The organism is Streptomyces sp. NPDC047841, assembly GCF_040704085.1.
GTDB classification, from domain to species: domain Bacteria; phylum Actinomycetota; class Actinomycetes; order Streptomycetales; family Streptomycetaceae; genus Streptomyces; species Streptomyces argyrophylli.
This window is the reverse complement of sequence record NZ_JBEYRP010000008.1, coordinates 158,451-182,791: the sequence shown is the minus strand read 5'-3', so window position 1 is coordinate 182,791 and position 24,341 is coordinate 158,451. Positions and strand designations below refer to the sequence as shown.

The following is a 24,341-nucleotide window of genomic DNA, read 5'->3' as shown; positions in this document are numbered from 1 at the left end:
GCCTAAGCATGACCTCCCGGTGACTACATTCCGGCGATGAGCTTCTCGACCCGGTCGTCCACCGAACGGAACGGGTCCTTGCACAACACGGTGCGCTGTGCCTGGTCGTTGAGCTTGAGGTGCACCCAGTCGACCGTGAAGTCCCTGCGCTGTTCCTGTGCCCGCCGGATGAAATCGCCGCGCAGCCGCGCGCGAGTGGTCTGCGGCGGAACCGACTTGCCCTCGAAGATCTTCAAGTCGTTGCAGATCCGGGCGGCTTGGCCCTTCCTCTCCAGCAGGTAGTACAGGCCACGACGGCGGTGGATGTCGTGGTAGGCGAGGTCTATCTGGGCGACCCGCGGGTGCGACATCGTCATGTTGTGCTTGGCCCGGTACCGCTCGATGAGCTTGTACTTCATGACCCAGTCGATCTCGGTCTCGATGCGGTCGAGTTCCTCGTTCTCGATCGCTTCGAGGGTGCGGCCCCACAGGTCCAGGACCTGCGCGACCGTGCCGGTGCGGATGCCCCGGCGGTCGCAGAAGTCCACGGCCTTGTCGAAGTACTCGCGCTGCACCTCCAGCGCCGAGGCCTCCCGGCCGCTGGCCAGGCGTACCTTGCGCCGTCCGGTGATGTCGTGGCTGACCTCGCGGATCGCCCGGATCGGGTTCTCCAGCGTGAGGTCGCGCATCACGGTGCCGGCCTCGATCATGCGCAGCACCAGGTCGGTGGCGCCGACCTTGAGCAGCATCGTCGTCTCGGACATGTTCGAGTCGCCGACGATGACGTGCAGCCGGCGGTAGCGCTCGGCGTCCGCGTGGGGTTCGTCGCGGGTGTTGATGATGGGCCGGGAGCGGGTCGTCGCCGAGGAGACGCCCTCCCAGATGTGCTCCGCCCGCTGGCTGACGCAGTAGACGGCGCCGCGCGGGGTCTGGAGCACCTTGCCGGCGCCGCACAGCAGCTGCCGGGTGACGAGGAAGGGGATGAGGATGTCCGCGAGCCGGGAGAACTCCCCGTGCCGGGCCACCAGGTAGTTCTCGTGGCAGCCGTAGGAGTTGCCCGCCGAGTCGGTGTTGTTCTTGAAGAGGTAGACGTCGCCCGCGATTCCCTCCTCGTGCAGGCGTCGTTCCGCGTCCACCAGGAGTCCTTCGAGAATGCGCTCGCCGGCCTTGTCGTGGGTGACCAGTTCGGTCACGTTGTCACATTCGGGGGTCGCGTATTCCGGATGTGAGCCCACGTCGAGATAGAGCCGGGCGCCGTTTCGCAGAAAGACATTGCTGCTGCGGCCCCATGACACGACACGGCGGAAGAGGTACCGCGCCACCTCGTCAGGAGACAGGCGGCGCTGTCCCCTGAACGTGCACGTGACGCCGTACTCGTTCTCCAGCCCGAAAATGCGGCGGTCCATGAGGGAACATTACGCCCGATCCCCCGAGCTGAAACGGGGTTCGGCAGCACGATTTGGATCATTTTCCGATGAAGCCGCAACGATCCCGCCCCGCGCGGGAGCTGCGAGGACCCTTCCGGTGGCGAGCAGGACCAGCAGGGACACGGCCCCGGCGGCACCCGGCAGCGCGAAGCCCCACAGGGTGCCACCGGCCTGGACCACCGGCCCTGCCAGGCCCGTTCCGACCGAGGCGCCCACGGTGAACGTGGTGACGAGCCAGGAGAACGCCTCGGTGACGGTGCCGCTCGGGGCGTGCCGGTCGACGATGATGAACGCGCAGGCGATGCAGGGCGCGAGGAACACACCGGCGACCACGCTGAGCAACACCATGGCCACAGGTCCGGGCATCAGCATCAGCGGCAGGTAACACACCGCCAGGAGGGCCACCAACACCCTGAGTCGCCGTTCGGGTGCGCCGCCCCACGCGCGGGCGCCGTAGACGGTACCGCCCGCCAGGGCCCCGAGGCCCACCCCGGCCATCAGCCAGCCGTACACCGCGTCACCGCCGTGACCGTCCGCGTACGACACCGAGGCGACGGTGATCGAGCCCAGCGCGATGCCGACGAACAGGAAGGCGGCGAGCAGCACGAGCAGGCCGGGCGAGCGCAGGGCGCCCAGCCAGTGGGCGTCGCGCGGGGCCGAGCGCCACGCGCGCGAAGGCGGCGAGACCACCACGGAGAGCGCGCCGAGCACGCCCACCAGGTTCAGCGCCAGCAGGGCGGCGCGCTCGTCCCAGAGGGTCACGCACAGGGTCACCAGCAGCGGTCCGGCGGTGAACATGACCTCCTGTGCGATGGCGTCCATGGCGTACGCGGTGTGCACCTGCTCCTCACGGCCCAGCACGGACGGCCACAGGGCCCGCAGACCGCCCTCCAGGGGTGGGGTGAACAGGCCGGCCGCCGCGACGGCCGCGTAGGCGAGCGGCAGCGGGGAGGTGCCCGAGAAGGCGAAGAGGGTCATGGCCAGGGCGGCGAGGACGGCCGCGGGCAGCTGGACGCGCGGCTGGCCGTACAGGTCCACGAGGCGGCCCAGCACGGGCTGGCCGACGGCGTTGGCGACGCCGTACACGGCGGCCAGGGCGCCGGCGAGGCTGTAGGTGCCGCCCTCGGCGCGGACGAAGAGCACCAGGGCGATGGCGGCGGTGGCGTTGGGCAGCCGGCCCACCAGGGTGCCGGTGAGCAGCCGCAGGGCGTGCCTCGCCCTCAGGATGTCCAGGTATCCCGTGGCCATGTGCTGCCCTCCGCGGCTCGCCGGGACGCCGTGAGGGCCCGGAAGTGTTACGTATAACGTCTCTCGTTCATACGTACCATGTGCGCATTCGCACGTCCAGACGACCGGGAGTCATGTGGTGGCCCGCAGCAGCACGCGCCCGACCAGCCGGGACGTCGCCCGGGCGGCCGGCGTCTCCCAGGCCGCCGTCTCCCTCGTACTGGGCGACAAGTGGCGCGGCCGGGTCTCCGAGACCACCGCCGAGCGCGTCCGCGAGGCCGCGCGCGAGCTGGGCTACCGCCCCAACCTCGCCGCCCGCAACCTCCGCCTGGGCCGCACCCGTACCGTCCTGCTCGTGGTGCCCGCCCTGACGACGGAGTTCTTCGCCGGCGTCTACACCGGCGCCGCGCGCGTGGCGGCCGAACACGGCTTCGGCGTGGTGCTCTACCCCTCCCCCGAGGGCATCGGCCCGGCCCGCGACCCCTTCGCCTCCGCGCAGGCCGCCCTGGACGGCGTCATCGCCTCCTCGATGGCCGCCGACGCCCTCACCGCGATCCGGGGCGACCAGCTTCCCCTGGTCATGCTCGACAGCGACCCGGAGGGCAGCCGGGGCGCCGCGACCGTGAACCTGGACATCGCCGACGGCGTCCGGCAGGTCGCCGCGCACCTGCTGGCCCTCGGCCACCGACGGGTGCTGCACCTCGCCGCCGACGTGCCCTCCTGGACCTTCGAGGTCCGCGCGAGGGAGCTGGCCGCGCGCCTGGCCGCCGTGCCCGGCACCGAGGTCCGCACGGTCCGGGCCCCGATCTCCATCGAGGGCGCGCTCGCCGCCACCGAGGCCTCGCTCACCGCGCCGGGCCCCCGGCCGACGGCGGTGGTCTGCGACGACGACAAGCTCGCCGCCGGCGCCTACAAGGCGCTGCGCCGGCTGGGGCTGCGCGTCCCGGACGACATGTCCGTCACCGGTCTGGACGACCTGGCCCTGGCCACCGCGCTCGACCCCGAGCTGACGACGGTGCGGCTGGACGCCGAGCTGTTCGGGGAGCGGGGCATGCGGGCCCTGCTGGCGGTCCTGGAGGGCCGGGAGCCGGACGGCGGGGACATCCCCGTCGAACTGGTCGTCCGGGGCTCCACGGCGCCGCCACGCGCGCCGGCGTGAAAAGCAGAGGGCCCCGGCCGGATCTCTCCGGCCGGGGCACCCGGAAGGACGTGCGGGGGACGGCTACTCCTCGTCGGAGTCGTCGGAGCCCTCGGCGCTCTCCGCCTCCGTGCTCGCGCCGTCCGCCGCCAGCAGGCGGGCGAGCTGGCGGCCGACGATCCGCTTGAACTTGCGCTTCTGCGGGCGCGTGCGGTCCAGTACGGCGACCTCCAGGCGCTCGGCGGGGATCTCCCGCTCGCTGCCGTTGGTGTCCCGCGACAGGGCCTGCACGGCCAGCTTGAGGGCCTCGGCGAGGCTCATGCCGTCGCGGTGGCGCTGGTCCAGGAAACTGCTGATCTGCTCGGCGTTGCCGCCCACCGCGACCGAGCCGTGCTCGTCCACGATGGAGCCGTCGTGCGGCAGCCGGTAGATCTGGTCGCCCTCCGGGGTCTCCCCCACCTCGGCCACCACCAGCTCCACCTCGTACGGCTTCTCGGCCGCGGAGGAGAAGATCGTGCCCAGCGTCTGGGCGTAGACGTTGGCCAGGCCGCGGGCGGTGACGTCGTCGCGGTCATAGGTGTAGCCGCGCAGGTCGGCGTAGCGGACGCCGCCGATGCGCAGGTTCTCGTACTCGTTGTACTTGCCGGCCGCCGCGAAGCCGATCCGGTCGTAGATCTCGCTGAACTTGTGCAGCGCGCGGGACGGGTTCTCGCCGACGAAGACGATGCCGTCGGCGTACTGCAGCACGACCAGGCTGCGGCCACGGGCGATGCCCTTGCGGGCGTACTCCGCCCGGTCGGCCATGGCCTGCTGGGGTGAGACATAGAACGGCGTCGACACCGGTTATCCGTCCCTTTCTGTCATGGTCACTGGATCACCTTGATAAGAACCGGGCCCGCGCTCAGAGCAGGGCGGCCTTGGGGCCGTCGGGCTCCTCCAGGCGCTTCTGGAGCACCGCGCGGGCGAGCTCCGACGACTCGTCCCCGGTCAGCCGGCGGAAGCCGTCCTCGGTGATCACGGTGATGATCGGATAGATCCGGCGGGCGACATCGGGACCGCCGGTCGCCGAGTCGTCGTCAGCCGCGTCGTAGAGGGCCTGCACCACCAGGGTGGTGGCCTGCTCCTCGGTCAGGTCGTCACGGAACAGCTTCTTCATCGCACCGCGCGCGAAGATCGAGCCGGAGCCCGTCGCCGCGAAGTTGTGCTCCTCGGAACGGCCGCCCGTGACGTCGTAGGAGAAGATGCGCCCCCGCTCGCGGTCCAGGTCGTACCCCGCGAAGAGGGGGACCACCGCCAGGCCCTGCATGGCCATGCCGAGGTTGGAGCGGATCATGGTCGACAGCCGGTTCGCCTTGCCCTCCAGGGACAGCTGGGCGCCCTCGACCTTCTCGAAGTGCTCCAGCTCCAGCTGGAAGAGCTTGACCATCTCGACGGCCAGGCCGGCGGTGCCCGCGATGCCGACGGCCGAGTACTCGTCGGCCGGGAACACCTTCTCGATGTCCCGCTGCGCGATCACGTTGCCCATCGTGGCCCGGCGGTCCCCGGCGAGCACCACCCCGCCGGGGAACGTCACGGCCACGATGGTCGTGCCGTGCGGCGCCTCGATCACGCCCTTGGCGGGCGGCAGCTGCCGGTTGCCGGGCAGCAGCTCGGGCTGGTGCTCGGCGAGGAAGTCCATGAACGAAGAGGATCCTGGCGTCAGGAAGGCAGCTGGTAGACGCCCGGTGCTACGAGTGTTGGCTTCCACGCGTTTCCTTCCACATATGCAGCAGCCCGCCTTATGACCTCGGGCTGATCCTTGAACTGCCCCAGTGCAGCGTTGCAGCTGAAGCACAGTACGCCACGGACCCTACCCGTCTCATGGCAGTGATCCACATGCTCGGCGGGGGCCGCGAGGCAGATGCAACAGATGCCACGCTGTGCCGCGATCATGGCGCCCAGCTCAGACGGCGTGAGACCGTACTTCCGCTTGAAATAGCTGATGCGATTCCGCTCCGCCCGGCACGCACGGCAGTAACTGGACCAGCCGTCCGAGGACGACTTGTTGGGCTCCCACTCGGAGTGGGGCTTGATCGCTTCGCACTGCGGACACCGCTTGTGCCCGGGCGGGACCGGCACCCTCTGCCGAACCACCCTCCCCTTGGCCTGCTGGCGCTGACGGTAGTACTCGGCAGAGCACTCACGGCAGTACGCCTGAAGGCCGTCGGGCATCGACCTGTTTCCAGCGAAAGCTGCCCGCGGCAGGTTGCGCCTGCACCGCGAGCAGCGCCGCCATGTCGTCTCTTCCACGACCCGAACCCCCACCCTTCGCCTTCGATTCGAAGGCAGAGGGCCTTACTGGCCACCCTTCTGAACGAATGACCTCACGAAATCCTCGGCGTTCTCTTCGAGCACGTCGTCGATCTCGTCCAGGACGGAGTCCACGTCGTCCGACAGCTTCTCGTGCCGCTCCTTGAGGTCCTCCGAGGCCTGCGCGTCCTGCGCCTGCTCCTCGACCTCCTCGGTCGAGCGCGTCGCCTTCTGCTGACCGCCGCCGGTGTCCTTGGTTGCCATAACCCTCACCCCGCTCAGTTCGCCTGCCGATCGGTGATGATCAGACCCTACAAGCCGGGTCCGACATCGGCCCCGCAGTTTCTTCAACGTACGGGGGCCATCCCGATGATTCCCGGGCGGTGGGGTTTCCACCCCGGCCGCCCGGACGCACCGGGTACCCCTCTGGCTCCGCTCACCCGCCGGACAGGACCCTGACCAGGTCTTCCGCGGTACGGCAGCGGTCCAGGAGCTCCTTGACGTGATTTCGCGTTCCGCGTAGCGGTTCCAGGGTTGGAACGCGCTGGAGCGAGTCGCGGCCGGGGAGGTCGAAGATGACCGAGTCCCAGGAGGCGGCCGCGACGTCGTCCGCGTACTGCTCCAGGCAGCGCCCGCGGAAGTAGGCGCGTGTGTCCTCCGGGGGCTTCCTGCGGGCCCTGTCGACCTCGGCCTCGTCCAGCAGCCGCTTCATGCGCCCGCGGGCCGCCAGGCGGTTGTAGAGGCCCTTCTCGGCCCGCACGTCGGCGTACTGGAGGTCGACCAGGTGCAGCCGGGCCGCGTCCCAGTCCAGGTCGTCGCGGCGGCGGTAGCCCTCCATCAGCTCCCGCTTGGCGACCCAGTCCAGCTCGCCGGCCAGGCTCATCGGGTCGTTCTCCAGCCGGGTGAGGGTGTCCTCCCAGCGGCTGAGGACGTCCTTGGTCTGGTCGTCGGCGTCGGCGCCGAAGCGCTCCTCGACGTACTTGCGGGCCAGCTCGAAGTACTCCATCTGCAACTGGACCGCGGTGAGCGTGCGCCCGCTGCGCAGGGTGACCAGGCGCTTGAGCGACGGGTCGTGCGAGACCTGGTGGAGGGTGCGCACGGGCTGGTCGACGGCGAGGTCCACGGCGATGAAGCCGTCCTCGATCATGGACAGGACCAGGGCGGTCGTGCCCAGCTTCAGGTACGTCGAGATCTCGGAGAGGTTCGCGTCGCCGATGATCACGTGCAGCCGGCGGTACTTCTCGGCGTCCGCGTGCGGCTCGTCGCGGGTGTTGATGATCGGCCGCTTGAGCGTCGTCTCCAGGCCGACCTCGACCTCGAAGTAGTCCGCGCGCTGGCTGATCTGGAAGCCGTGCTCGTGCCCGTCCTGGCCGATGCCGACGCGGCCGGCCCCGGCGAAGACCTGGCGGGAGACGAAGAAGGGCGTGAGGTGGCGCACGATGTCCGAGAAGGGGGTCTCCCGCTTCATCAGGTAGTTCTCATGCGTGCCGTAGGAGGCGCCCTTGTTGTCCGTGTTGTTCTTGTAGAGGTGGATCGGCTGGGCGCCGGGCAGCTGCGCGGCCCGCTCGGCGGCCTCGGCCATGATCCGCTCGCCGGCCTTGTCCCAGAGGACGGCGTCGCGGGGGTTGGTGACCTCGGGCGCGCTGTACTCGGGGTGGGCGTGGTCGACGTAGAGGCGCGCACCGTTGGTGAGGATGACATTGGCCAGGCCGATGTCCTCGTCGGTGAGCTGGCTGGAGTCGGCGGCCTCCCGGGCGAGGTCGAAGCCTCGCGCGTCGCGCAGCGGGTTCTCCTCCTCGAAGTCCCAGCGGGCCCGGCGGGCCCGGTGCATCGCCGCCGCGTAGGCGTTGACGATCTGGGACGAGGTGAGCATGGCATTGGCGTTCGGGTGGCCGGGGACGGAGATGCCGTACTCCGTCTCGATGCCCATTACTCGCCGTACGGTCATGCGGCCCTCCTTGCCCGGCGGCACCCTCGGTCGTGGGCGCCGCTCAAGTACCGCCGGCGCTCCGGTGCGTGTGCGGTGCCCGTCCCCGCACGGCGCGACTCGGCGGCAGGAACGAGCCTAGAACGCCTTTGCGCTGGTGGGGAGATCATTTGCGTCATTGGCTGCTCCGGTCGTGGCCCGAAAAACAGTCGGCTGCGGGTACCCGCCGAGGGCACCCGCAGCCGCCCTGCCGTTACAGGTACTGACCGGTATTCGCCACCGTGTCGATGGAGCGTCCGGTGTCCGCGCCCTGCTTTCCGGTGATGAGCGTACGGATGTACACGATCCGCTCGCCCTTCTTTCCGGAGATCCGGGCCCAGTCGTCCGGGTTGGTGGTGTTGGGCAGGTCCTCGTTCTCCTTGAACTCGTCCACGCAGGCCTGGAGCAGGTGGGAGACGCGGAGACCCTTCTGGTTCTTCTCCAGGAAGTCCTTGATCGCCATCTTCTTGGCCCGGCCCACGATGTTCTCGATCATGGCGCCGGAATTGAAGTCCTTGAAGTAAAGGACTTCCTTGTCGCCGTTGGCGTAGGTGACCTCCAGGAAGCGGTTCTCCTCGGATTCGGCGTACATGTGCTCGACCGCGGTCTGGATCATGCCCTGGACCGTGGAGCCCTTGTCGCCGCCGTGCTCCGTGAGGTCGTCCGCGTGCAGCGGCAGACGCTCGGTGAGGTACTTGCCGAAGATGTCCTTCGCCGCCTCCGCGTCCGGACGCTCGATCTTGATCTTCACGTCGAGCCGGCCGGGGCGCAGGATGGCGGGGTCGATCATGTCCTCGCGGTTGGAGGCGCCGATCACGACCACGTTCTGCAGGCCCTCCACGCCGTCGATCTCGGCGAGCAGCTGCGGGACGATGGTGTTCTCCACGTCCGAGCTGACACCGGAGCCGCGGGTGCGGAAGAGGGACTCCATCTCGTCGAAGAAGACGATCACGGGGGTGCCCTCGCTGGCCTTCTCACGTGCACGCTGGAAGACGAGGCGGATCTGCCGCTCGGTCTCGCCGACGTACTTGTTGAGCAGCTCGGGGCCCTTGATGTTCAGGAAGAAGCTCTTGCCCGCCGCCTGGCCGGTGACCTCGGCGACCTTCTTGGCCAGCGAGTTCGCCACGGCCTTGGCGATCAGCGTCTTGCCGCAGCCGGGCGGGCCGTAGAGCAGGACGCCCTTGGGCGGGCGCAGCTCGTGCTCCTTGAACAGGTCCGGGTAGAGGTACGGCAGCTCGACCGCGTCGCGGATGGCCTCGATCTGGTTGCCGAGACCGCCGATCTGCTCGTAACCGATGTCGGGGACCTCTTCGAGGACCAGTTCCTCGACCTCGCTCTTGGGCACGACCTCGTAGACGTAGCCCGAGCGCGGTTCGAGCAGGAGCGCGTCGCCGGCGCGGATGGTGACGTCCAGCAGCGGCTCGGCGAGCCGTACCACCCGCTCCTCGTCGGTGTGCCCCAGTACCAGGGCACGCTCGCCGTCCTCCAGGATCTCCTTGAGGGTGACGATGTCGCCGACGCGCTCGAACTCCATGGCCTCGACCACGTTGAGCGCTTCGTTGAGCATGACTTCCTGGCCGCGCCGCAGCTCGTCGACCTCGACGCTGGGGCTGACGTTCACCCGGAGCTTGCGGCCGCCGGTGAAGATGTCGGCGGTGCCGTCCTCGTTGGCCTGCAGGAAGACACCGAAGCCGGCCGGCGGCTGCGCGAGCCGGTCGACCTCCTCCTTGAGGGCCACGATCTGATCGCGGGCCTCGCGGAGGGTGTTGGCCAGTCGTTCGTTCTGGGCGGACACGCCGGCCAGGTTGGTCTGCAGCTCGACGATCCGCTCTTCGAGAATCCTCGTGTGGCGCGGAGAGTCGGCGAGCTTGCGGCGCAGGACGGCGATCTCCTGCTCAAGGTAGGCAATCTGCCCGGCCGGGTCGTCGGACCCGCGTCCCGGGCGGATGCCGCGGTTCATGTCGTCGTCGTGGGCTGCCACGGTCCTCACCTCCTCCAAGGGGAGCTGGACGCTTCCAGACCCTACCTGGGTGGGTGTCGATTGAAACCCCTAGATCACAAAGACTGTCAAGGTGTGTCGTCGGTCACCCGGTGCACACTCCCTCGCACGGAGGGGATACCCACTCAACGTGAAGGGAAAGCAGCTTGTTCCATGCATGGCGTGGTCGAATCCCTTCATTGCTGACCGGAGTTGTCCGCACCCTACCGATCGGCCCGTATACGGGCAGCACACAGAGCGCTCGTACGATCATCACGCAGAGCGACGGTGTCGGCGGATGGTGTGACCGCCGCGGCGGCCTGAAGTGATCGACCCGGCCGCCGGGGAACCCCTTTCCCGGTCCGGCGCTGGTACCCGAGCGGGCCGGGCCGGAAACCCCGGGCCGCTCCCACACGGCAACAAACCGGGCGGAGGTAGGGTCGGGGGTGTTCAACAGCCGCTGGAGCGGACCCGGCTGGCCCTCGGGTGCCCGGACCGCCCGGCGAACCGACGGCAGGAGAGATGACCGTGCAGCAGGAGGCCCCGGGCGGCGAGGCGCTGGAGGTCTGGATCGACCAGGACCTGTGTACCGGCGACGGGATCTGCGCCCAGTACGCCCCCGAGGTGTTCGAGCTGGACATCGACGGGCTGGCCTATGTGAAGGGCGCCGACGACGAGCTGCTCCAGGCCCCCGGGGCGACCACGCCGGTGCCGCTGCCGCTGCTGGCCGACGTGGTGGACTCCGCGAAGGAGTGTCCCGGCGACTGCATCCACGTGCGGCGGGTTCTGGACAAGGTCGAGGTGTACGGGCCCGACGCGGAGTGAGCCCGGTTCAGACGCTCTGGGTCCCGGCCGGGGTGGTGCGCAGGAAGGCGCTGCCGTTCCACCGCCACGAGGCCGGGGTCTTCACGTCCGGGCAGCAACTGGGCACGGAGTCCGAGGAGTAGCCGAGGAGCGTGGCGGAGACCGCACGCGCGCGGAGCGCGAAGTCGGTGACCGTGAGCCGTTCCTTCGGCTCGACGAGGGTGGCGACCACGCGCGGCTCGCCGCCGTTCGCGGAGCGGGTGAGGACGTAGACGCCGTCGGGCGGGGTGCCCATGGGCGCGTCGCAGTGCACGACCGCGACGGTCTCCGGCCTGCCGTCGCCGTCCAGGTCCCCGGTGGCCTTCTTGACGACCACCGCCTTCACGGGGCCGCAGTCCAGCGGGAACCGCACACCGGCCGTGTCCGGCGGGGCGACGGCCGCCGCGGCGGACCTGCCCCCGGGGGCGGGGGCGGACTGGGCTGCCGTGGCCGAGCCGGGCTGGACGACCGAGGAGAGGGCCACGACACCCGCGACGGCCGTGGCGGTGGCGACCCAGTGGATGGGCCGGGTCTGGGTGTGCGCGAGCTCCGGAACGGCGGATTGCTGCACGAGGAGCGTCTCCTGTGAGGGCTGTGCCGGTGGGATGGGCTGCATGGTGCCACACGTCACAGTGCGCGGGAACGGCGGGGTCGGGGATTGCCGGCCGGATCGTGTGCACACCCTCGCGCGCGTGGGAGGCGTCGATGCCGGTGCCGTGCCAACGGAGGGGCGCCGTGACCGAGTTCCCGGATGCGGCCGGGAACTCGGGCACGGCGCCCTCGCGTTGTACCGCTGTGCGGCCGGTCAGCGGGCGGTGCCGCCGTCGGCGTTCGGTCCGGCGTAGTCCTCGCCGTAGGCGCCCTTCGCGGGGCGGCGGCGGCGCATGGGCGGCTCCACGCCGTCCGCGAGGCGGCGGGCGGTGAGCAGGAAGCCGGTGTGGCCGATCATCCGGTGGTCCGGGCGGACGGCCAGGCCCTCGATGTGCCAGTTGCGGATCATGGTCTCCCAGGCGGTCGGCTCGTTGAAGCAGCCGATCTCCCGGATGGACTCCACGGTCCGGGCGAGCTGGGTGGTGGTGGCCACGTAGCAGCACAGGATGCCGCCCGGGACGAGCGCCTTGGAGACGGCCTCCAGGCACTCCCAGGGGGCGAGCATGTCGAGGATGACGCGGTCGACGTCGGTGTCGGACAGGTTGTCCTGGAGGTCGCCGACGGTGAGCTGCCAGGCGGGGTGCGGGCCGCCGAAGTAGCGCTCCACGTTCTGCCGGGCGATGTCGGCGAAGTCCTCGCGGCGCTCGTAGGAGTGCAGCATGCCCTGGTCGCCGATGGCCCGCAGCAGGAAGCTGCTGAGCGAGCCGGAGCCGACGCCGGCCTCCACGACGCGGGCGCCGGGGAAGATGTCGGCGAAGGCGAGGATCTGCCCCGCGTCCTTCGGGTAGACGACGGCTGCCCCGCGGGGCATGGACAGGACGTAGTCGGGGAGCAGGGGGCGCAGCGCGAGGTAGGCGACGTTGCCGGTGGTCCGGACAACGCTGCCCTCGGGAGCGCCGATCAGTTCGTCGTGCGGGAAGGAGCCCTTGTGGGTGTGGAAGTTCTTCCCGGCTTCGAGCGTGAACGTGTAGTGGCGACCCTTGGGGTCGGTCAGCTGTACCTGGTCCCCGACCTTGAAGGGCCCGCGCCTGCGGGCGGCACCGGTCGGTTCGGACATGTGCTCAGCCTACCGGTTCCCCGCCGGGGGCTTGACCGGCGGAGGGGTGGGCGGCGCGCGTGGGCGGGGGCGGCGGCGGTGTCAGGCCGGCCGTGCCATGGCCCGCACGAAGGCCCGCTCCACGTCGGCGGCGGACAGGACGCCGTAGATCTCGCCGGTCTCCTCGACCACCAGGTACTCGGTGGCCGGGGTGGCGCGCAGCACGTCCAGCAGTTCCTCGCCGGCCAGCTCGGCGGAGACCCGCATGCCGTCGGTCAGCTCCTGGGCGAGACCGCTGACGGAGACCCAGGGGCGGCGGTGCTCGGGCACGCCGACGATGGCGGCCTCGCGGACCAGCGAGAGCGGGTTGCCGTCGGCGTCGACCACGACCAGGGCGCGGGCCCCTGCCGCGTTGGCGCGGCGCAGCGCCTCGGAGAGGGGGGTGTCGTTCTCCACCGGCACGGCCCGCCGGGTGAGGGTGCGGGCGCGCAGCTCGGGGAGGTGCTCGCGCAGCCGGGCCATGCGCAGGCTGTTGCCGGCGCCGGTCCAGATGATCGCGGCGAGGATGGCGGCGAGCAGGGCGTCGGTGACGGTGTCCATGCCGCCCACGTCCTCGCCGCCGCCGCCGAAGGCGCCGGACTGGTTGAGCAGGGGCAGGCCGATCAGGACGGAGACGGCGAGGGCGCGGCCGACCCAGGCCGCGGCGACCGTGCCGGTCATCGGCTTGCCGCTGATCTTCCAGACGACGGCGCGGAGCATGCGGCCGCCGTCGAGCGGGAGGCCGGGGAGGAGGTTGAAGATCGCCACGATCAGGTTGGAGATCATGAGCCCGGCCAGCAGGACGCCGGGCACGGTGCCGGGCTCCACGGGCTTCATGGCGAGGTAGAACAGTCCGGCCAGGGCGAGGGAGAGCAGCGGGCCGACGAAGGCCAGCACGAACTCCCGGCCCGGGGTCTCGGCCTCCTTCTCGATCTCCGAGACGCCGCCGAAGAACTGGAGCTGGATGCGGCGGACGGGGAGCCTGAAGCGGATCGCGGCGACCGTGTGGGCCAGCTCGTGGACCAGGACGGAGGCGTAGAAGGCGACGGCGAAGAAGAGGGAGACCAGGTAGCGGGCGGCGCCCAGCTCGGGCAGCACCCGGTCGAGCTGCCCGCCGAAGACCCAGGTGATCAGCGCGGCGACGAGGAACCAGCTCGGCGCGACGTAGACGGGCACGCCGAAGGGGCGCCCCATGAGAATGCCGCCACCGGGCTCCTTCGGCCGCGGCTCGGGCGGCTCACCCTTGGCGATACCGGAGTGGGCGAGGGAACGGTGCTCGGGGGCGGCGGCGTGATGCGTGGGGACGTGGGCGGGGCCCTGCCGGGGGGTCTCGGCCGGGGTCCGGTGGTCCGAGGCGCGGTGGTCCGGCCCGGCCGGGGCGGGGCTCTGTCGGGGAGTTCCGGCCGGGGCCCGGTGATCCCGCTCGGCCGGGGCGGCGGCGGACCGGTCGGAGTCGCCCTGAGCCCGGTGGTCCGAGGCGCGGCGGTCCGGCTCGGCCGGGGCAGCGTCCTCTCCGGGAGTCTCGTCCGAGGACCGGTGGTCCCGCCCGGCCGGGGTGGCGGCGGGTCGGGGAGTCTCGTCCGAAGCGCGGTGGTCCGGCTCGGCCGGGGTGGCGCCCTGTCGCGAAGTCTCGTCCGAGGACCGGTAATCCCGCCCGGCCGGGGCGGCGGCGGGCCGGGGAGTCTCGGCCGGGGTTCCGTGCTCCCCCTCCGCCGGGGTGGCGGCAGGAGCGCTGTCCGCGTCGGGCCTGGGGGACGTCGGGGCCGGGGCGTCGGGCTGGGGGGCCGTGTCGATGGTGCCGTCGTTCGTACGGGGCTGCGTACCGTCTGCGCCGCCCGTTCCGGTCCTGCCCGCCGGGGCCTCCTCCGCCGGCTCCTCGGTGCCGCTGTCGGCCCGGTCGGCGGGGCGCGGGGGTCCGGGCTCCGGGCCCGGGTGGCCGGTCGCCGGGGCCGTAGGGTCAGCGGAGTGCTCGGCCGGCTCGTCGTTGCCCGACCGCGGCTGCCCGCTCCCGCCGCTCACGTCCACGGTGTCCCCTCGTTCGAAGCGTCCTTCCGCACCTGCCGGACGGAAGGGTCTCCAGTCGATGGTATGCGGCGGTGGTGGCACGTTCCGCCCCGGCACCCTGTGTTCGCCCCGGCAACGTGCGCCCGGCGCGGGCGGCGGCTGGGTCACTGTCAGTGGTGGGCCGTAAGGTCTGTGGACATGGACAGCAGCATCGACGAGGCGGCGGCCCAGCCGGGCGGCGCCGGACGGACGCCCCCGGCCACCCCGCTCCCGGCGCCGGACCCCGCGATGCCCGCGGCCACGGAACCGGCAGGGGAAGCGGCGCCGCCGACGGCCCCGGTCCCGGCCACGGGCGGCACGGGCGAGGAGCGGAGCCCCGCCGCGCCGACCTCCTTGTCGCCCTCACGGGCCGGTGACTTCATGCAGTGCCCGTTGCTGTACCGGTTCCGGGTGATCGACCGGCTGCCGGAGAAGCCGAGCGAGGCGGCGACGCGGGGCACGCTGGTGCACGCGGTGCTGGAGCGGCTGTTCGACGCGCCCGCCGGGGAACGGACGGCGCCGCGCGCCAAGGCGCTGATCCCGAGCCAGTGGGACCGGCTGCGCGAGAGCCGCCCGGAGGTGACCGAGCTGTTCGCCGACGACCCCGAGGGCGAGCGGCTGGCCGGATGGCTGGCCGAGGCCGAGCGGCTCGTGGAACGCTGGTTCACGCTGGAGGACCCCACGCGGCTGGAGCCGGCCGAGCGCGAGCTGTTCGTGGAGGCCGAGCTGGAGTCGGGGCTGCGGCTGCGCGGGATCATCGACCGGGTGGACGTGGCGCCGACCGGCGAGGTGCGGATCGTCGACTACAAGACGGGCAAGGCGCCCCGGCCCGAGTACGCCGAGGGCGCGCTGTTCCAGATGAAGTTCTACGCCCTGGTGGTGTGGCGGCTGAAGCGGGTCGTGCCGCGGCGGCTCCAGCTCGTCTACCTGGGCAGCGGGGACGTGCTGACGTACGACCCCGTCCTCGCCGACCTGGAGCGGGTGGAGCGCAAGCTGCACGCGCTGTGGGAGGCCATCGAGCAGGCCACCCGGAGCGGCGACTGGCGGCCCCGGCCCACCAAGCTGTGCGGCTGGTGCGACCACCGCGCGCACTGCCCGGAGTTCGGCGGCACTCCCCCGCCCTACCCGCTGCCGGTCACGGCGCCGGGGTCCGGGACCCTGTGAGCCCGCGAACACCGGCAGGGCAGAATGGGCCCGGACTAGCGAAGGAGTGTCACGTGGCCATCCGCGTCCTACTGGTCGACGACCAGCCCCTGCTGCGCACCGGTTTCCGGATGATCCTGGAGGCCGAGCAGGACATCGCGGTCGTCGGCGAGGCCGGTGACGGCCTGCAGGCCCTCGACCAGGTGCGCGCGCTGCAGCCGGATGTGGTGCTCATGGACATCCGGATGCCGCGCATGGACGGTGTGGAGGCCACCCGGCAGATCACCGGTCCCGGCCGGGACGGCCCGGCCAAGGTGCTGGTGCTGACCACGTTCGACCTGGACGAGTACGTGGTGGAGGCGCTGCGTGCGGGGGCCAGCGGCTTCCTGCTCAAGGACGCGCCCGCCAACGAGCTGGTGCAGGCGATCCGGGTGGTCGCGGCCGGCGAGGCCATGCTCGCGCCGAGCATCACCCGGCGGCTGCTCGACAAGTACGCCACGCACCTGCCGTCCGGCGAGGAGCCGGTGCCGGACACCCTGCACACCCTCACCGACCGCGAGGTGGAGGTCCTGAAGCTGGTGGCGCGCGGGCTGTCCAACGCGGAGATCGCGGCCGACCTGTTCGTCAGCGAGACGACCGTGAAGACGCATGTGGGCCATGTGCTCACCAAACTGGGGCTCAGGGACCGGGTGCAGGCCGCGGTGTACGCCTACGAGAGCGGCCTGGTGCGTCCCGGCGCGCAGTAGGACGGGGAAACAGCGGTACGACGACGAAGGGCGCCCTCCCCCGGTGGGGAAGGGCGCCCTTGCCGTAACCGGGCGTCAGCCCTCGCGTCAGCCGCTCACACCGCGGCTGAGCTCCCAGAGCTGGAGCGTCGAGGAGGAGTTGAGGGCGTAGGCCACGCCCGTGACGTCGTCCCGCGCGGCGACGTACTGCTTGCCCTGCCACAGCGGCAGGACCGGGACGTCCTCGGCGACGATGTCCTGGATCTGGTTCAGGCTCTTGGACGCGCTGAGCCGGTCGGCCTCGCGGCGGGACTGCGGGATCAGCGTGTGCTGGATGGTGCTGTTGCTGTACGGCGAGCCGAGGGTGTTGTCCTTGTCGAGGAAGGGCGCGATGAAGCTGTCGGCGTCCGGGAAGTCGGGGAACCAGCCCATGCCGTAGACGTCGTAGCGGCCCTTCTGCTCGGCGGGCCGGAAGATCTTCCAGGGGTGGCCCTGGATGGTGGCGTCGAACAGGCCGCTGTCGTTGAGCTGCTTCTGCAGCACCTCGAACTCCTGCTTGGTGGCCGAGCCGTAGTGGTCGGTGGTGTAGTGCAGGGTGAGCTTCACCGGGGTGGTGATGCCGGCCTTGGTGAGCAGCGACTTGGCCTTGTCGACGCTGGGGTTGCCGTACTTGTTGAAGAACGAGTTGGAGTGGCCGGTGACGGTGGCCGGGACGAGCGAGTACAGCGGCTCGGCCTGGGTGCCGTAGACCTTGGAGACCAGCTCGCCGCGGTTGATGAGCTGGGCCATGGCCTGGCGCACGGCCTTGGACTTGACGCTGTCGGCGTCGGTGTTGAAGGCCAGGTAGCGGATCTCCAGGCCGGGCATGTCGACCAGGTCGACGTTCCCGTCGGTGCCGGCGTCCAGCTTCTGGATCTGCGCGGGCGACATGGTGCGGGTCATGACGTCGATGTCACCCTTGTCGATCGCGGCGCCCATGGCGTCGGCGTCGGTGAAGGAGCGCAGCTCGACCTTGTCGTTGTTGACCGTCACGCCGCCCTTGTAGTTGGGGTTCTTGGTGAAGGTCGCGTCGACGATCGCGTTGTCCTTGACGTCGGCCTTGAAGGTGTACGGGCCGGAACCGTCGATCTCGAAGCCGTCCCGCAGCTTGTCCTTCGCGTAGTCCTTCGGGTTGACGATGCCCGCGACCGGAGTGGACAGCTTGTACGGGAAGGTGGCGTCGGCCGTCTTGAGGTGGAAGATGACCTCGCGCTCGCCCTGCGTCTCGACGGTGTCGATGGTGTTCAGCAGGGCGGCCGGGCCGCCGGCCACGTTGATGCGCAGGGCACGCTCGATGGAGTACTTGACGTCTGCGGCGGTCACCGGGTCGCCGTTCGCGAACTTCAGGCCCTCCCGCAGCTTGCAGGCGTAGCGCTCGCTGCCGCTGTCGGTGAAGGAGCAGCTCTCGGCGGCGTCCGGGACGGGGTCGCCCTCGCCCTTGGGCTGGGCCATCAGGGTCTGCACGGACTGGCGCAGGATGTTCCAGGTGCCGACGTCGTAGGCGAAGGCCGGGTCGAGCGGCGCCGGGGCTTCCTTGGTGGCCGTGAACTGGTCCGTGGTCCCGACGACGATGGCGTCACCGCTCTTGCTCCCGCTGTCGGATCCGCCGCACGCGGCGAGAACCGGGGTGAGCAGGCCGGCCACCGCCGGCAGCACCAAAGTCTTGCGGTTCATGCGGGAGTTTCTCCAGAGCTGTTCGGGTCCGTGTATCCGGCATGCAGGGGTGAGGCGGCGGATCACGGGGGTTCTCGGCGATGTTCTCGCGACGAGATTAGTCCGCGCCCGCAGGCGGGTTCGCAGCCGCGTGAGTTGACCCCCCATCACGCAGTGGAACCGGCCGCGGACACACCGAAAACCCGACAGCGGCAGGATTAGTGCAGCTTCCCATCAATCGGGACACAAGGTCGCGCGGAAACACCCGGGGCCGGCCCGGTCAGCACACTTGGCCCACGTTGTCGAGCCCCGTCGACGTGGGGAACGTCACACGGTCAACTGTGCGGTCAGTCAGCGGAATTCGGCCGCTCCGCGGTCGGCGAATTCCCCTCGGGTGTACTTCCCCGGAAATGTGTCCACAGTCGTCAATGGACTTAACACGCTGGGTGAACGGCTAGCGCATTTCCGTCATCAGGCCCCGCAGAAATGCCAGGTCGACCTCTTCCAGGGAGGAGACGACGGTGCGCCCCTCGGCCGGGCCGATGGGGGCCACGGAGGGGACGGCGACCACGCGGCAGCCCGCGGCCTCGGCGGCGGCGACGCCGGTGGCGGTGTCCTCGACCACCGCGCATCTGGCCGGATCCGCACCGAGTCCGGCGGCGGCGAGCAGGTACGGGTCCGGGAAGGGCTTGGTGCGGGAGACCTCGTCGCCGGCGATGGAGAGGGCGAAGTGGTGCGGCCCGAGCACGGTGAGCACCCGGTCGATGATGCGCCGGTGGGAGGCGGAGACCAGGGCCGTGGGGATGCCGTGCAGGTGCAGTTCGGCGAGCAGCCGGGAGGCGCCCGGCATCAGCGGCAGTGTGCGCCCGATCCGGTCCTCGAAGCCCTCGTTGAGCAGCACGCTGAGCTCAGCGAGGGTGATGTCGGCGCCGGTCGCCTCGATGAGGAAGCCGGCGCTGCGGGTCATGGGGCCGCCGACCACGACGTGCCGCCAGGACTCGTCCAGGGTGTGGCCGAGGGCGGCGAAGACCGCCACCTCGACGTCCCACCAGAAGCCCTCTGTGTCCACCAGGGTGCCGTCCATGTCGAGCAGCACCGCCTGCAGGGCGGAGCCTTCGGCTGTACGGGTTCCGAGCGCGGGGACCGTACTGGTCATCCGGGCGCACCTCCTTGAGGGACGACCAGGCCGGTTCCCGTGCGGGGAACCGGCCTGCGGTGGACCGACCAGTGTACGACGTGTCCGATCAGTCTGCTGGGTGGGACACGCCTCACCGTGCGTTGAAGTACTTCGCCTCCGGGTGGTGGATCACGATCGCGTCCGTGGACTGCTCGGGGTGGAGCTGGAACTCCTCCGACAGGTGGACGCCGATCCGCTCCGGCCCGAGCAGTTCGGCGATCTTGGCGCGGTCCTCCAGGTCGGGGCAGGCGCCGTAGCCGAGGGAGAAGCGGGCGCCCCGGTACTTCAGGTCGAACATGTCCTCGATGGCGGCCGGGTCCTCGCCGCCGAAGCCGAGTTCGGCGCGCACGCGGGCGTGCCAGTACTCGGCGAGGGCCTCGGCCAGCTGGACGGACAGTCCGTGCAGCTCCAGGTAGTCGCGGTAGGCGTTGGCCTCGAAGAGCTTCGCCGTCTCCGCGCCGATGCGCGAGCCGACGGTGACGACCTGGAAGCCGACGACGTCCGTCTCGCCGGACTCCTCCGGGCGGAAGAAGTCGGCCAGGCACAGGCGCCGGCCGCGCCGCTGGCGCGGGAAGGTGAAGCGGGTGCGCTCGTTGCCCTGCTCGTCCAGGATGATCAGGTCGTCGTCCTCGGACACGCACGGGAAGTAGCCGTGGACGACGGCCGCCTCCAGGAGGTTCTCGGTCTGGAGGCGGTCGAGCAGGCCGCGCAGCCGGGGCCGGCCCTCGGTCTCGACCAGTTCCTCGTACGTCGGGCCCTCGCCGGTGCGGGCCTGCTTCAGGCCCCACTGGCCCTTGAACAGCGCGCCCTCGTCCAGCCAGCTCGCGTACTCCTTGAGCTGGATGCCCTTGACGACCCGGGTGCCCCAGAAGGGCGGCTCGGGGACCGGGTTGTCGGTGGCGACGTCGGAGCGGACGTGGCCCTCCTGCGGGCGCTCCTCGATCTCCACGGCGGCGGCGGCCCGCACCCGGCGCTGCCTGAGCTCGGGCAGCTTCGCCCCGGGCACGCCCCGCTTGACGCCGATGAGGGCGTCCATCAGGCGCAGGCCCTCGAAGGCGTCGCGGGCGTAGCGGACCTCGCCCTCGTAGATCTCGTGCAGGTCCTGTTCGACGTAGGCCCGGGTGAGGGCGGCGCCGCCGAGGATGACCGGGAAGCGGGCGGCGAGGCCGCGCTGGTTCAGCTCCTCCAGGTTCTCCTTCATGATCACCGTGGACTTCACCAGGAGCCCGGACATGCCGATGACGTCGGCCCGGTGCTCCTCGGCCGCCTCCAGGATCGCGGAGACCGGCTGCTTGATGCCCAGGTTGACGACGTTGTAGCCGTTGTTGGACAGGATGATGTCGACGAGGTTCTTGCCGATGTCGTGCACGTCGCCGCGCACGGTCGCGAGGACGATCGTGCCCTTGCCCTCGGCGTCCGACTTCTCCATGTGCGGTTCGAGGTAGGCGACGGCGGCCTTCATGACCTCGGCGGACTGCAGGACGAAGGGCAGTTGCATCTGGCCGGAGCCGAACAGCTCGCCGACGACCTTCATGCCGTCCAGCAGGGTCTCGTTGACGATGTCGAGCGCCGGGCGGTCCTGGAGCGCCTGGTCGAGGTCGGCTTCCAGGCCGTTGCGCTCGCCGTCGATGATGCGGCGCTTGAGCCGCTCCTCCAGGGGCAGCGCGGCCAGTTCCTCGGCCTTGCCGGCCTTCAGGGACTTCGCCGTGGCGCCCTCGAAGAGCTGCATGAGCTTCTGGAGGGGGTCGTAGCCCTCGGCGCGGCGGTCGTAGACCAGGTCGAGGGCGGTGCGGACCTCTTCCTCGCTGAACCGGGCGATCGGCAGGATCTTGGAGGCGTGCACGATCGCCGAGTCCAGCCCGGCCTTGACGCACTCGTCCAGGAAGACGGAGTTCAGCAGGATGCGGGCGGCCGGGTTGAGGCCGAAGGAGATGTTCGACAGGCCCAGCGTGGTCTGCACGGCCGGGTGGCGCCGCTTCAGCTCGCGGATGGCCTCGATGGTCGCGATGCCGTCCTTGCGGGACTCCTCCTGACCGGTGCAGATGGTGAAGGTCAGGGTGTCGATGAGGATGTCCTCCTCGCGGATGCCCCAGTTCCCGGTCAGGTCGTCGATCAGCCGTTCGGCGATCTCCACCTTCTTCTCGGGGGTGCGGGCCTGGCCCTCCTCGTCGATGGTGAGCGCGATCAGCGCGGCGCCGTACTCCCGCGCCAGCCGCGTGACCTTGGCGAACCGGGAGTCGGGGCCGTCGCCGTCCTCGTAGTTCACGGAGTTGATCACCGCGCGGCCGCCGAGCCTCTCCAGGCCGGCCCTGATGACGTCGACCTCGGTGGAGTCCAGGACGATCGGCAGGGTCGAGGCGGTGGCGAAGCGGCCGGCCAGTTCCTCCATGTCGGCGACGCCGTCCCGGCCGACGTAGTCGACGCACAGGTCGAGCATGTGGGCGCCCTCGCGGATCTGCTCCCGGGCCATCTCCACGCAGTCGTCCCAGCGGCCCTCCAGCATGGCCTCGCGGAACTTCTTGGAGCCGTTGGCGTTGGTGCGTTCGCCGATGGCCAGGTAGGAGGTGTCCTGCCGGAACGGCACCGACTGGTAGAGGGAGGCGGCGCCCGGCTCGGGGCGCGGCTCGCGCTCGGGCGGGGTCAGGTCCCGCACCCGCTCCACGACCTGGCGCAGGTGCTCGGGGGTGGTGCCGCAGCAGCCTCCGATGAGGGAGAGGCCGTAGTCGCGTACGAAGTTCTCCTGGGCGTCCGCCAGGCCCTCGGCGTCGAGGGGGAAGTGGGCGCCGTCCTTGGTGAGGATGGGCAGGCCGGCGTTGGGCATGCACAGCAGCGGGATACGGGAGTGCCGGGTGAGGTAGCGCAGGTGCTCGCTCATCTCGGCCGGGCCGGTCGAGCAGTTCAGGCCGATCATGTCGATGCCGAGCGGCTCCAGCGCGGTGAGCGCGGCGCCGATCTCGGAGCCGAGCAGCATGGTGCCGGTGGTCTCGAAGGCCATCGAGACGAGCAGGGGGACCTCGGTGCCGAGGCGCTCCATGGCGCGCCGGGCGCCCAGGACGGACGCCTTGGTCTGGAGCAGGTCCTGGGTGGTCTCGACGATCAGGGCGTCCGCGCCGCCGGTGAGCAGGCCCTCGGCGTTCGCCTGGAAGCCGTCCCGGATGGTGGTGAACCCGATGTGGCCGAGGGTGGGCAGCTTGGTGCCGGGGCCGATGGAGCCGAGGACCCAGCGGGGCCGGCCGTCGCGGGCGGAGAACTCCTCCGCGGTCTCCCGGGCGATGCGGGCGCCGGCCTCGGAGAGTTCGTGGACCCGGTCGGCGATGTCGTACTCCGCCATGGCCGCGTGGTTGGCCCCGAAGGTGTTGGTCTCGACGCAGTCGACGCCTACGGCGAAGTACGCCTCGTGGACGGAGCGGACGATGTCGGGGCGGGTGAGGTTGAGGATCTCGTTGCAGCCTTCGAGGTTCTCGAAGTCCTCGAGGGTGGGGTCCTGCGCCTGGAGCATCGTGCCCATGGCTCCGTCGGCGACCACCACTCGGGTGGCGAGCGCCTCGCGGAGCGCGGACACACGGGTCCGGCTGTCGGCGGAAGGGGACGTTGGCGACGAGGCCATGTAAGGGCTCCCTGGGGTGCGACGGCTGTCGGCTATGCGGCTGCCCGGACCGGCCGGGTTGCCGCACGGCGTCAGAGTAACCGGGAGTCGGCTTGGATGGGCACCGGCGTCCACGGGACGGACGCGGTGGCCCGCGTGCCACGCACGGATCACGTCTGATGTAACAGGTGCCGTCCGACCGTTAGCGGGAGGTCGGCATGGACCGGTAGTGTTCGGCATTGCCGAACGGTGATTTTCGCCTGGGCACCGCGGCACGGTCGAAGGGGACGGAGGCAGGACGGCGATGGCACGGAACATCCAGTCGCTCGAACGGGCGGCGGCGATGCTGCGGCTGCTCGCGGGCGGCGAGCGGCGGCTCGGCCTCTCGGACATCGCCTCGTCACTGGGCCTCGCCAAGGGCACCGCCCACGGCATCCTGCGCACCCTCCAGCAGGAGGGGTTCGTGGAGCAGGACGACGCCTCCGGGCGCTACCAGCTGGGCGCGGAGCTGCTGCGGCTCGGCACCACCTACCTCGACGTGCACGAGCTGCGCGCGCGGGCGCTGGTGTGGACCGACGACCTGGCCAGGTCCAGCGGGGAGAGCGTGCACCTGGGCGTCCTGCACCAGCAGGGCGTCCTGATCGTGCACCACGTCTTCCGGCCCGACGACAGCCGGCAGGTGCTGGAGATCGGGGCCATGCAGCCGCTGCACTCCACGGCCCTCGGCAAGGTGCTCTCCGCGTACGACCCGGTCGCGCACAGCGAGGCGCTGGACACCGAGCGGAAGGCCTTCACGGACCGCACGGTGTGCGACGCCGGCGACTTCGAGCACCTCCTGGACGTCACGCGCGCGCGTGGGTACGCGGCCGACGTGGAGGAGACCTGGGAGGGCGTGGCGTCGATCGCCGCGCCCATCCACGACCGGCGCCGGATGCCCGTGGGCGCGGTCGGCATCACCGGCGCCGTGGAGCGGCTGTGCCGGGAGGGCGAGCTGCGCCCGGAGCTGATCGCCGCGGTGCGCGACTGCGCCCGCGCGGTCTCCCGCGATCTGGGCGGCGGGCGGTTCTGACCGCGGGCGCGGGCGGGTAACGGACGGAAGAACCGGGACGACCGGGACGCCAGGCGGCGTTCCGGTCGTCGATCTACCCTGAAATCGGCAAAAACGGCTAGATCGTATGTCCGGGCACGAACGTTGATAAGGCGCAGCGATCAATAACGATCCTGTTTTCGATAACAGAACCCTTGACTCACGTGTAACGCCGAAGCGAGACTCCCGTCCATCGGTCGGCATTGTCGAACACCTTCCGGCAATACGCGCTAGAGTGTGACAACGCCAAGGGCCGGCATCGCTCTCATCCCCGAGGGCGCCAGAACCCCCGCTGGGACCGGGGTTCGGCTTACC

At 70.7% G+C, this 24,341-nt stretch carries 19 protein-coding genes; 5 read left to right on the top strand and 14 right to left on the bottom strand.

The window, feature by feature from the left end:
* Window positions 1–23: 23 nt before the first annotated feature.
* Entirely contained in the window at window positions 24–1,385 is a 1,362-nt protein-coding gene (gene pafA / locus AB0947_RS14980) for a Pup--protein ligase (protein WP_366750764.1), read from the bottom strand.
* 9 nt (window positions 1,386–1,394) lie between these two features.
* Window positions 1,395–2,654, bottom strand: coding sequence for an MFS transporter (locus tag AB0947_RS14975; protein WP_366750763.1), 1,260 nt, complete (start codon window positions 2,652–2,654; stop codon window positions 1,395–1,397).
* Window positions 2,655–2,772: 118 nt separating this feature from the next.
* On the opposite strand from AB0947_RS14975, the gene AB0947_RS14970 reads away from it, so the two are divergent.
* Window positions 2,773–3,792 (top strand): LacI family DNA-binding transcriptional regulator, encoded by a 1,020-nt coding sequence (locus AB0947_RS14970; protein WP_366750762.1) that lies wholly within the window; start codon window positions 2,773–2,775, stop codon window positions 3,790–3,792.
* 63 nt (window positions 3,793–3,855) lie between these two features.
* On the opposite strand, the gene prcA is transcribed toward AB0947_RS14970, so the two are convergent.
* The 6 genes from prcA to arc all read right to left on the bottom strand — a co-directional run bounded on the left by prcA (window position 3,856) and on the right by arc (window position 10,007).
* Window positions 3,856–4,611, bottom strand: coding sequence for a proteasome subunit alpha (gene prcA, locus AB0947_RS14965; protein WP_366750761.1), 756 nt, complete (start codon window positions 4,609–4,611; stop codon window positions 3,856–3,858).
* Between the two features lie 61 nt (window positions 4,612–4,672).
* Window positions 4,673–5,518 (bottom strand): proteasome subunit beta, encoded by an 846-nt coding sequence (prcB, locus tag AB0947_RS14960; RefSeq protein ID WP_366750760.1) that lies wholly within the window; start codon window positions 5,516–5,518, stop codon window positions 4,673–4,675.
* The gene (locus AB0947_RS14955) at window positions 5,470–5,982 is read right to left on the bottom strand and encodes an endonuclease VII domain-containing protein (protein ID WP_366750759.1); all 513 of its coding nucleotides are present in this window, start codon (window positions 5,980–5,982) and stop codon (window positions 5,470–5,472) included. The genes prcB and AB0947_RS14955 overlap by 49 nt, the downstream gene beginning before the upstream one ends.
* A 123-nt stretch (window positions 5,983–6,105) precedes the next feature.
* Window positions 6,106–6,324, bottom strand: a complete 219-nt coding sequence (locus AB0947_RS14950; protein ID WP_030608326.1) for a ubiquitin-like protein Pup — start codon at window positions 6,322–6,324, stop codon at window positions 6,106–6,108.
* 172 nt (window positions 6,325–6,496) lie between these two features.
* Entirely contained in the window at window positions 6,497–8,008 is a 1,512-nt protein-coding gene (dop, locus tag AB0947_RS14945; protein WP_366750758.1) for a depupylase/deamidase Dop, read from the bottom strand.
* A 232-nt stretch (window positions 8,009–8,240) separates the two neighbouring features.
* Window positions 8,241–10,007 (bottom strand): proteasome ATPase, encoded by a 1,767-nt coding sequence (gene arc, locus AB0947_RS14940; RefSeq protein WP_366750757.1) that lies wholly within the window; start codon window positions 10,005–10,007, stop codon window positions 8,241–8,243.
* A 519-nt stretch (window positions 10,008–10,526) separates the two neighbouring features.
* Between arc and AB0947_RS14935 the strand changes: the two genes are divergently transcribed.
* The gene (locus AB0947_RS14935) at window positions 10,527–10,829 is read left to right on the top strand and encodes a ferredoxin (protein WP_366750756.1); all 303 of its coding nucleotides are present in this window, start codon (window positions 10,527–10,529) and stop codon (window positions 10,827–10,829) included.
* 7 nt (window positions 10,830–10,836) lie between these two features.
* Here the strand turns inward: AB0947_RS14935 and AB0947_RS14930 are convergent, their stop codons facing one another.
* The 3 genes from AB0947_RS14930 to AB0947_RS14920 all read right to left on the bottom strand — a co-directional run bounded on the left by AB0947_RS14930 (window position 10,837) and on the right by AB0947_RS14920 (window position 14,598).
* A complete protein-coding gene (locus tag AB0947_RS14930; protein ID WP_366750755.1) occupies window positions 10,837–11,418 on the bottom strand; it encodes a hypothetical protein in 582 nt (193 codons plus the stop codon).
* Between the two features lie 234 nt (window positions 11,419–11,652).
* Window positions 11,653–12,555: a tRNA (adenine-N1)-methyltransferase gene (locus tag AB0947_RS14925; protein ID WP_366750754.1), complete on the bottom strand. Its 903-nt coding sequence runs from the start codon at window positions 12,553–12,555 to the stop codon at window positions 11,653–11,655.
* 81 nt (window positions 12,556–12,636) lie between these two features.
* Entirely contained in the window at window positions 12,637–14,598 is a 1,962-nt protein-coding gene (locus AB0947_RS14920) for a site-2 protease family protein (protein ID WP_366750753.1), read from the bottom strand.
* Between the two features lie 177 nt (window positions 14,599–14,775).
* On the opposite strand from AB0947_RS14920, the gene AB0947_RS14915 reads away from it, so the two are divergent.
* Window positions 14,776–15,780 carry a RecB family exonuclease gene (locus tag AB0947_RS14915; protein ID WP_366750752.1) on the top strand — a complete coding sequence of 335 codons (1,005 nt, stop codon included), beginning with the start codon at window positions 14,776–14,778 and terminating at the stop codon, window positions 15,778–15,780.
* Window positions 15,781–15,833: 53 nt separating this feature from the next.
* Window positions 15,834–16,505 (top strand): response regulator transcription factor, encoded by a 672-nt coding sequence (locus AB0947_RS14910; RefSeq protein WP_014671700.1) that lies wholly within the window; start codon window positions 15,834–15,836, stop codon window positions 16,503–16,505.
* Between the two features lie 87 nt (window positions 16,506–16,592).
* Here AB0947_RS14910 and AB0947_RS14905 read toward each other — a convergent pair whose 3' ends face one another.
* From AB0947_RS14905 to metH, 3 genes are all read right to left on the bottom strand, one after another.
* The gene (locus AB0947_RS14905) at window positions 16,593–18,197 is read right to left on the bottom strand and encodes an ABC transporter substrate-binding protein (protein WP_366750751.1); all 1,605 of its coding nucleotides are present in this window, start codon (window positions 18,195–18,197) and stop codon (window positions 16,593–16,595) included.
* Window positions 18,198–18,630: 433 nt separating this feature from the next.
* Window positions 18,631–19,332: an HAD family phosphatase gene (locus AB0947_RS14900; protein WP_366750750.1), complete on the bottom strand. Its 702-nt coding sequence runs from the start codon at window positions 19,330–19,332 to the stop codon at window positions 18,631–18,633.
* A 112-nt stretch (window positions 19,333–19,444) separates the two neighbouring features.
* Complete coding sequence (gene metH / locus AB0947_RS14895) at window positions 19,445–22,960, bottom strand: methionine synthase (protein ID WP_366750749.1); 3,516 nt, start codon at window positions 22,958–22,960, stop codon at window positions 19,445–19,447.
* 283 nt (window positions 22,961–23,243) lie between these two features.
* On the opposite strand from metH, the gene AB0947_RS14890 reads away from it, so the two are divergent.
* The gene (locus AB0947_RS14890) at window positions 23,244–24,008 is read left to right on the top strand and encodes an IclR family transcriptional regulator (protein ID WP_366750748.1); all 765 of its coding nucleotides are present in this window, start codon (window positions 23,244–23,246) and stop codon (window positions 24,006–24,008) included.
* The last annotated feature ends 333 nt before the right edge of the window (window positions 24,009–24,341 follow it).

Bases quoted from the DNA above. Each gene is read 5' to 3' on its own strand.
- AB0947_RS14905 (WP_366750751.1), bottom strand. From the start codon at position 18,197: ATGAACCGCAAGACTTTGGTGCTGCCGGCGGTGGCCGGCCTGCTCACC.
- metH (WP_366750749.1), bottom strand. From the start codon at position 22,960: ATGGCCTCGTCGCCAACGTCCCCTTCCGCCGACAGCCGGACCCGTGTG.
- dop (WP_366750758.1), bottom strand. From the start codon at position 8,008: ATGACCGTACGGCGAGTAATGGGCATCGAGACGGAGTACGGCATCTCC.
- AB0947_RS14975 (WP_366750763.1), bottom strand. From the start codon at position 2,654: ATGGCCACGGGATACCTGGACATCCTGAGGGCGAGGCACGCCCTGCGG.
- AB0947_RS14890 (WP_366750748.1), top strand. From the start codon at position 23,244: ATGGCACGGAACATCCAGTCGCTCGAACGGGCGGCGGCGATGCTGCGG.
- pafA (WP_366750764.1), bottom strand. From the start codon at position 1,385: ATGGACCGCCGCATTTTCGGGCTGGAGAACGAGTACGGCGTCACGTGC.
- AB0947_RS14900 (WP_366750750.1), bottom strand. From the start codon at position 19,332: ATGACCAGTACGGTCCCCGCGCTCGGAACCCGTACAGCCGAAGGCTCC.
- AB0947_RS14935 (WP_366750756.1), top strand. From the start codon at position 10,527: ATGACCGTGCAGCAGGAGGCCCCGGGCGGCGAGGCGCTGGAGGTCTGG.
- AB0947_RS14950 (WP_030608326.1), bottom strand. From the start codon at position 6,324: ATGGCAACCAAGGACACCGGCGGCGGTCAGCAGAAGGCGACGCGCTCG.
- AB0947_RS14925 (WP_366750754.1), bottom strand. From the start codon at position 12,555: ATGTCCGAACCGACCGGTGCCGCCCGCAGGCGCGGGCCCTTCAAGGTC.
- AB0947_RS14955 (WP_366750759.1), bottom strand. From the start codon at position 5,982: ATGCCCGACGGCCTTCAGGCGTACTGCCGTGAGTGCTCTGCCGAGTAC.
- AB0947_RS14915 (WP_366750752.1), top strand. From the start codon at position 14,776: ATGGACAGCAGCATCGACGAGGCGGCGGCCCAGCCGGGCGGCGCCGGA.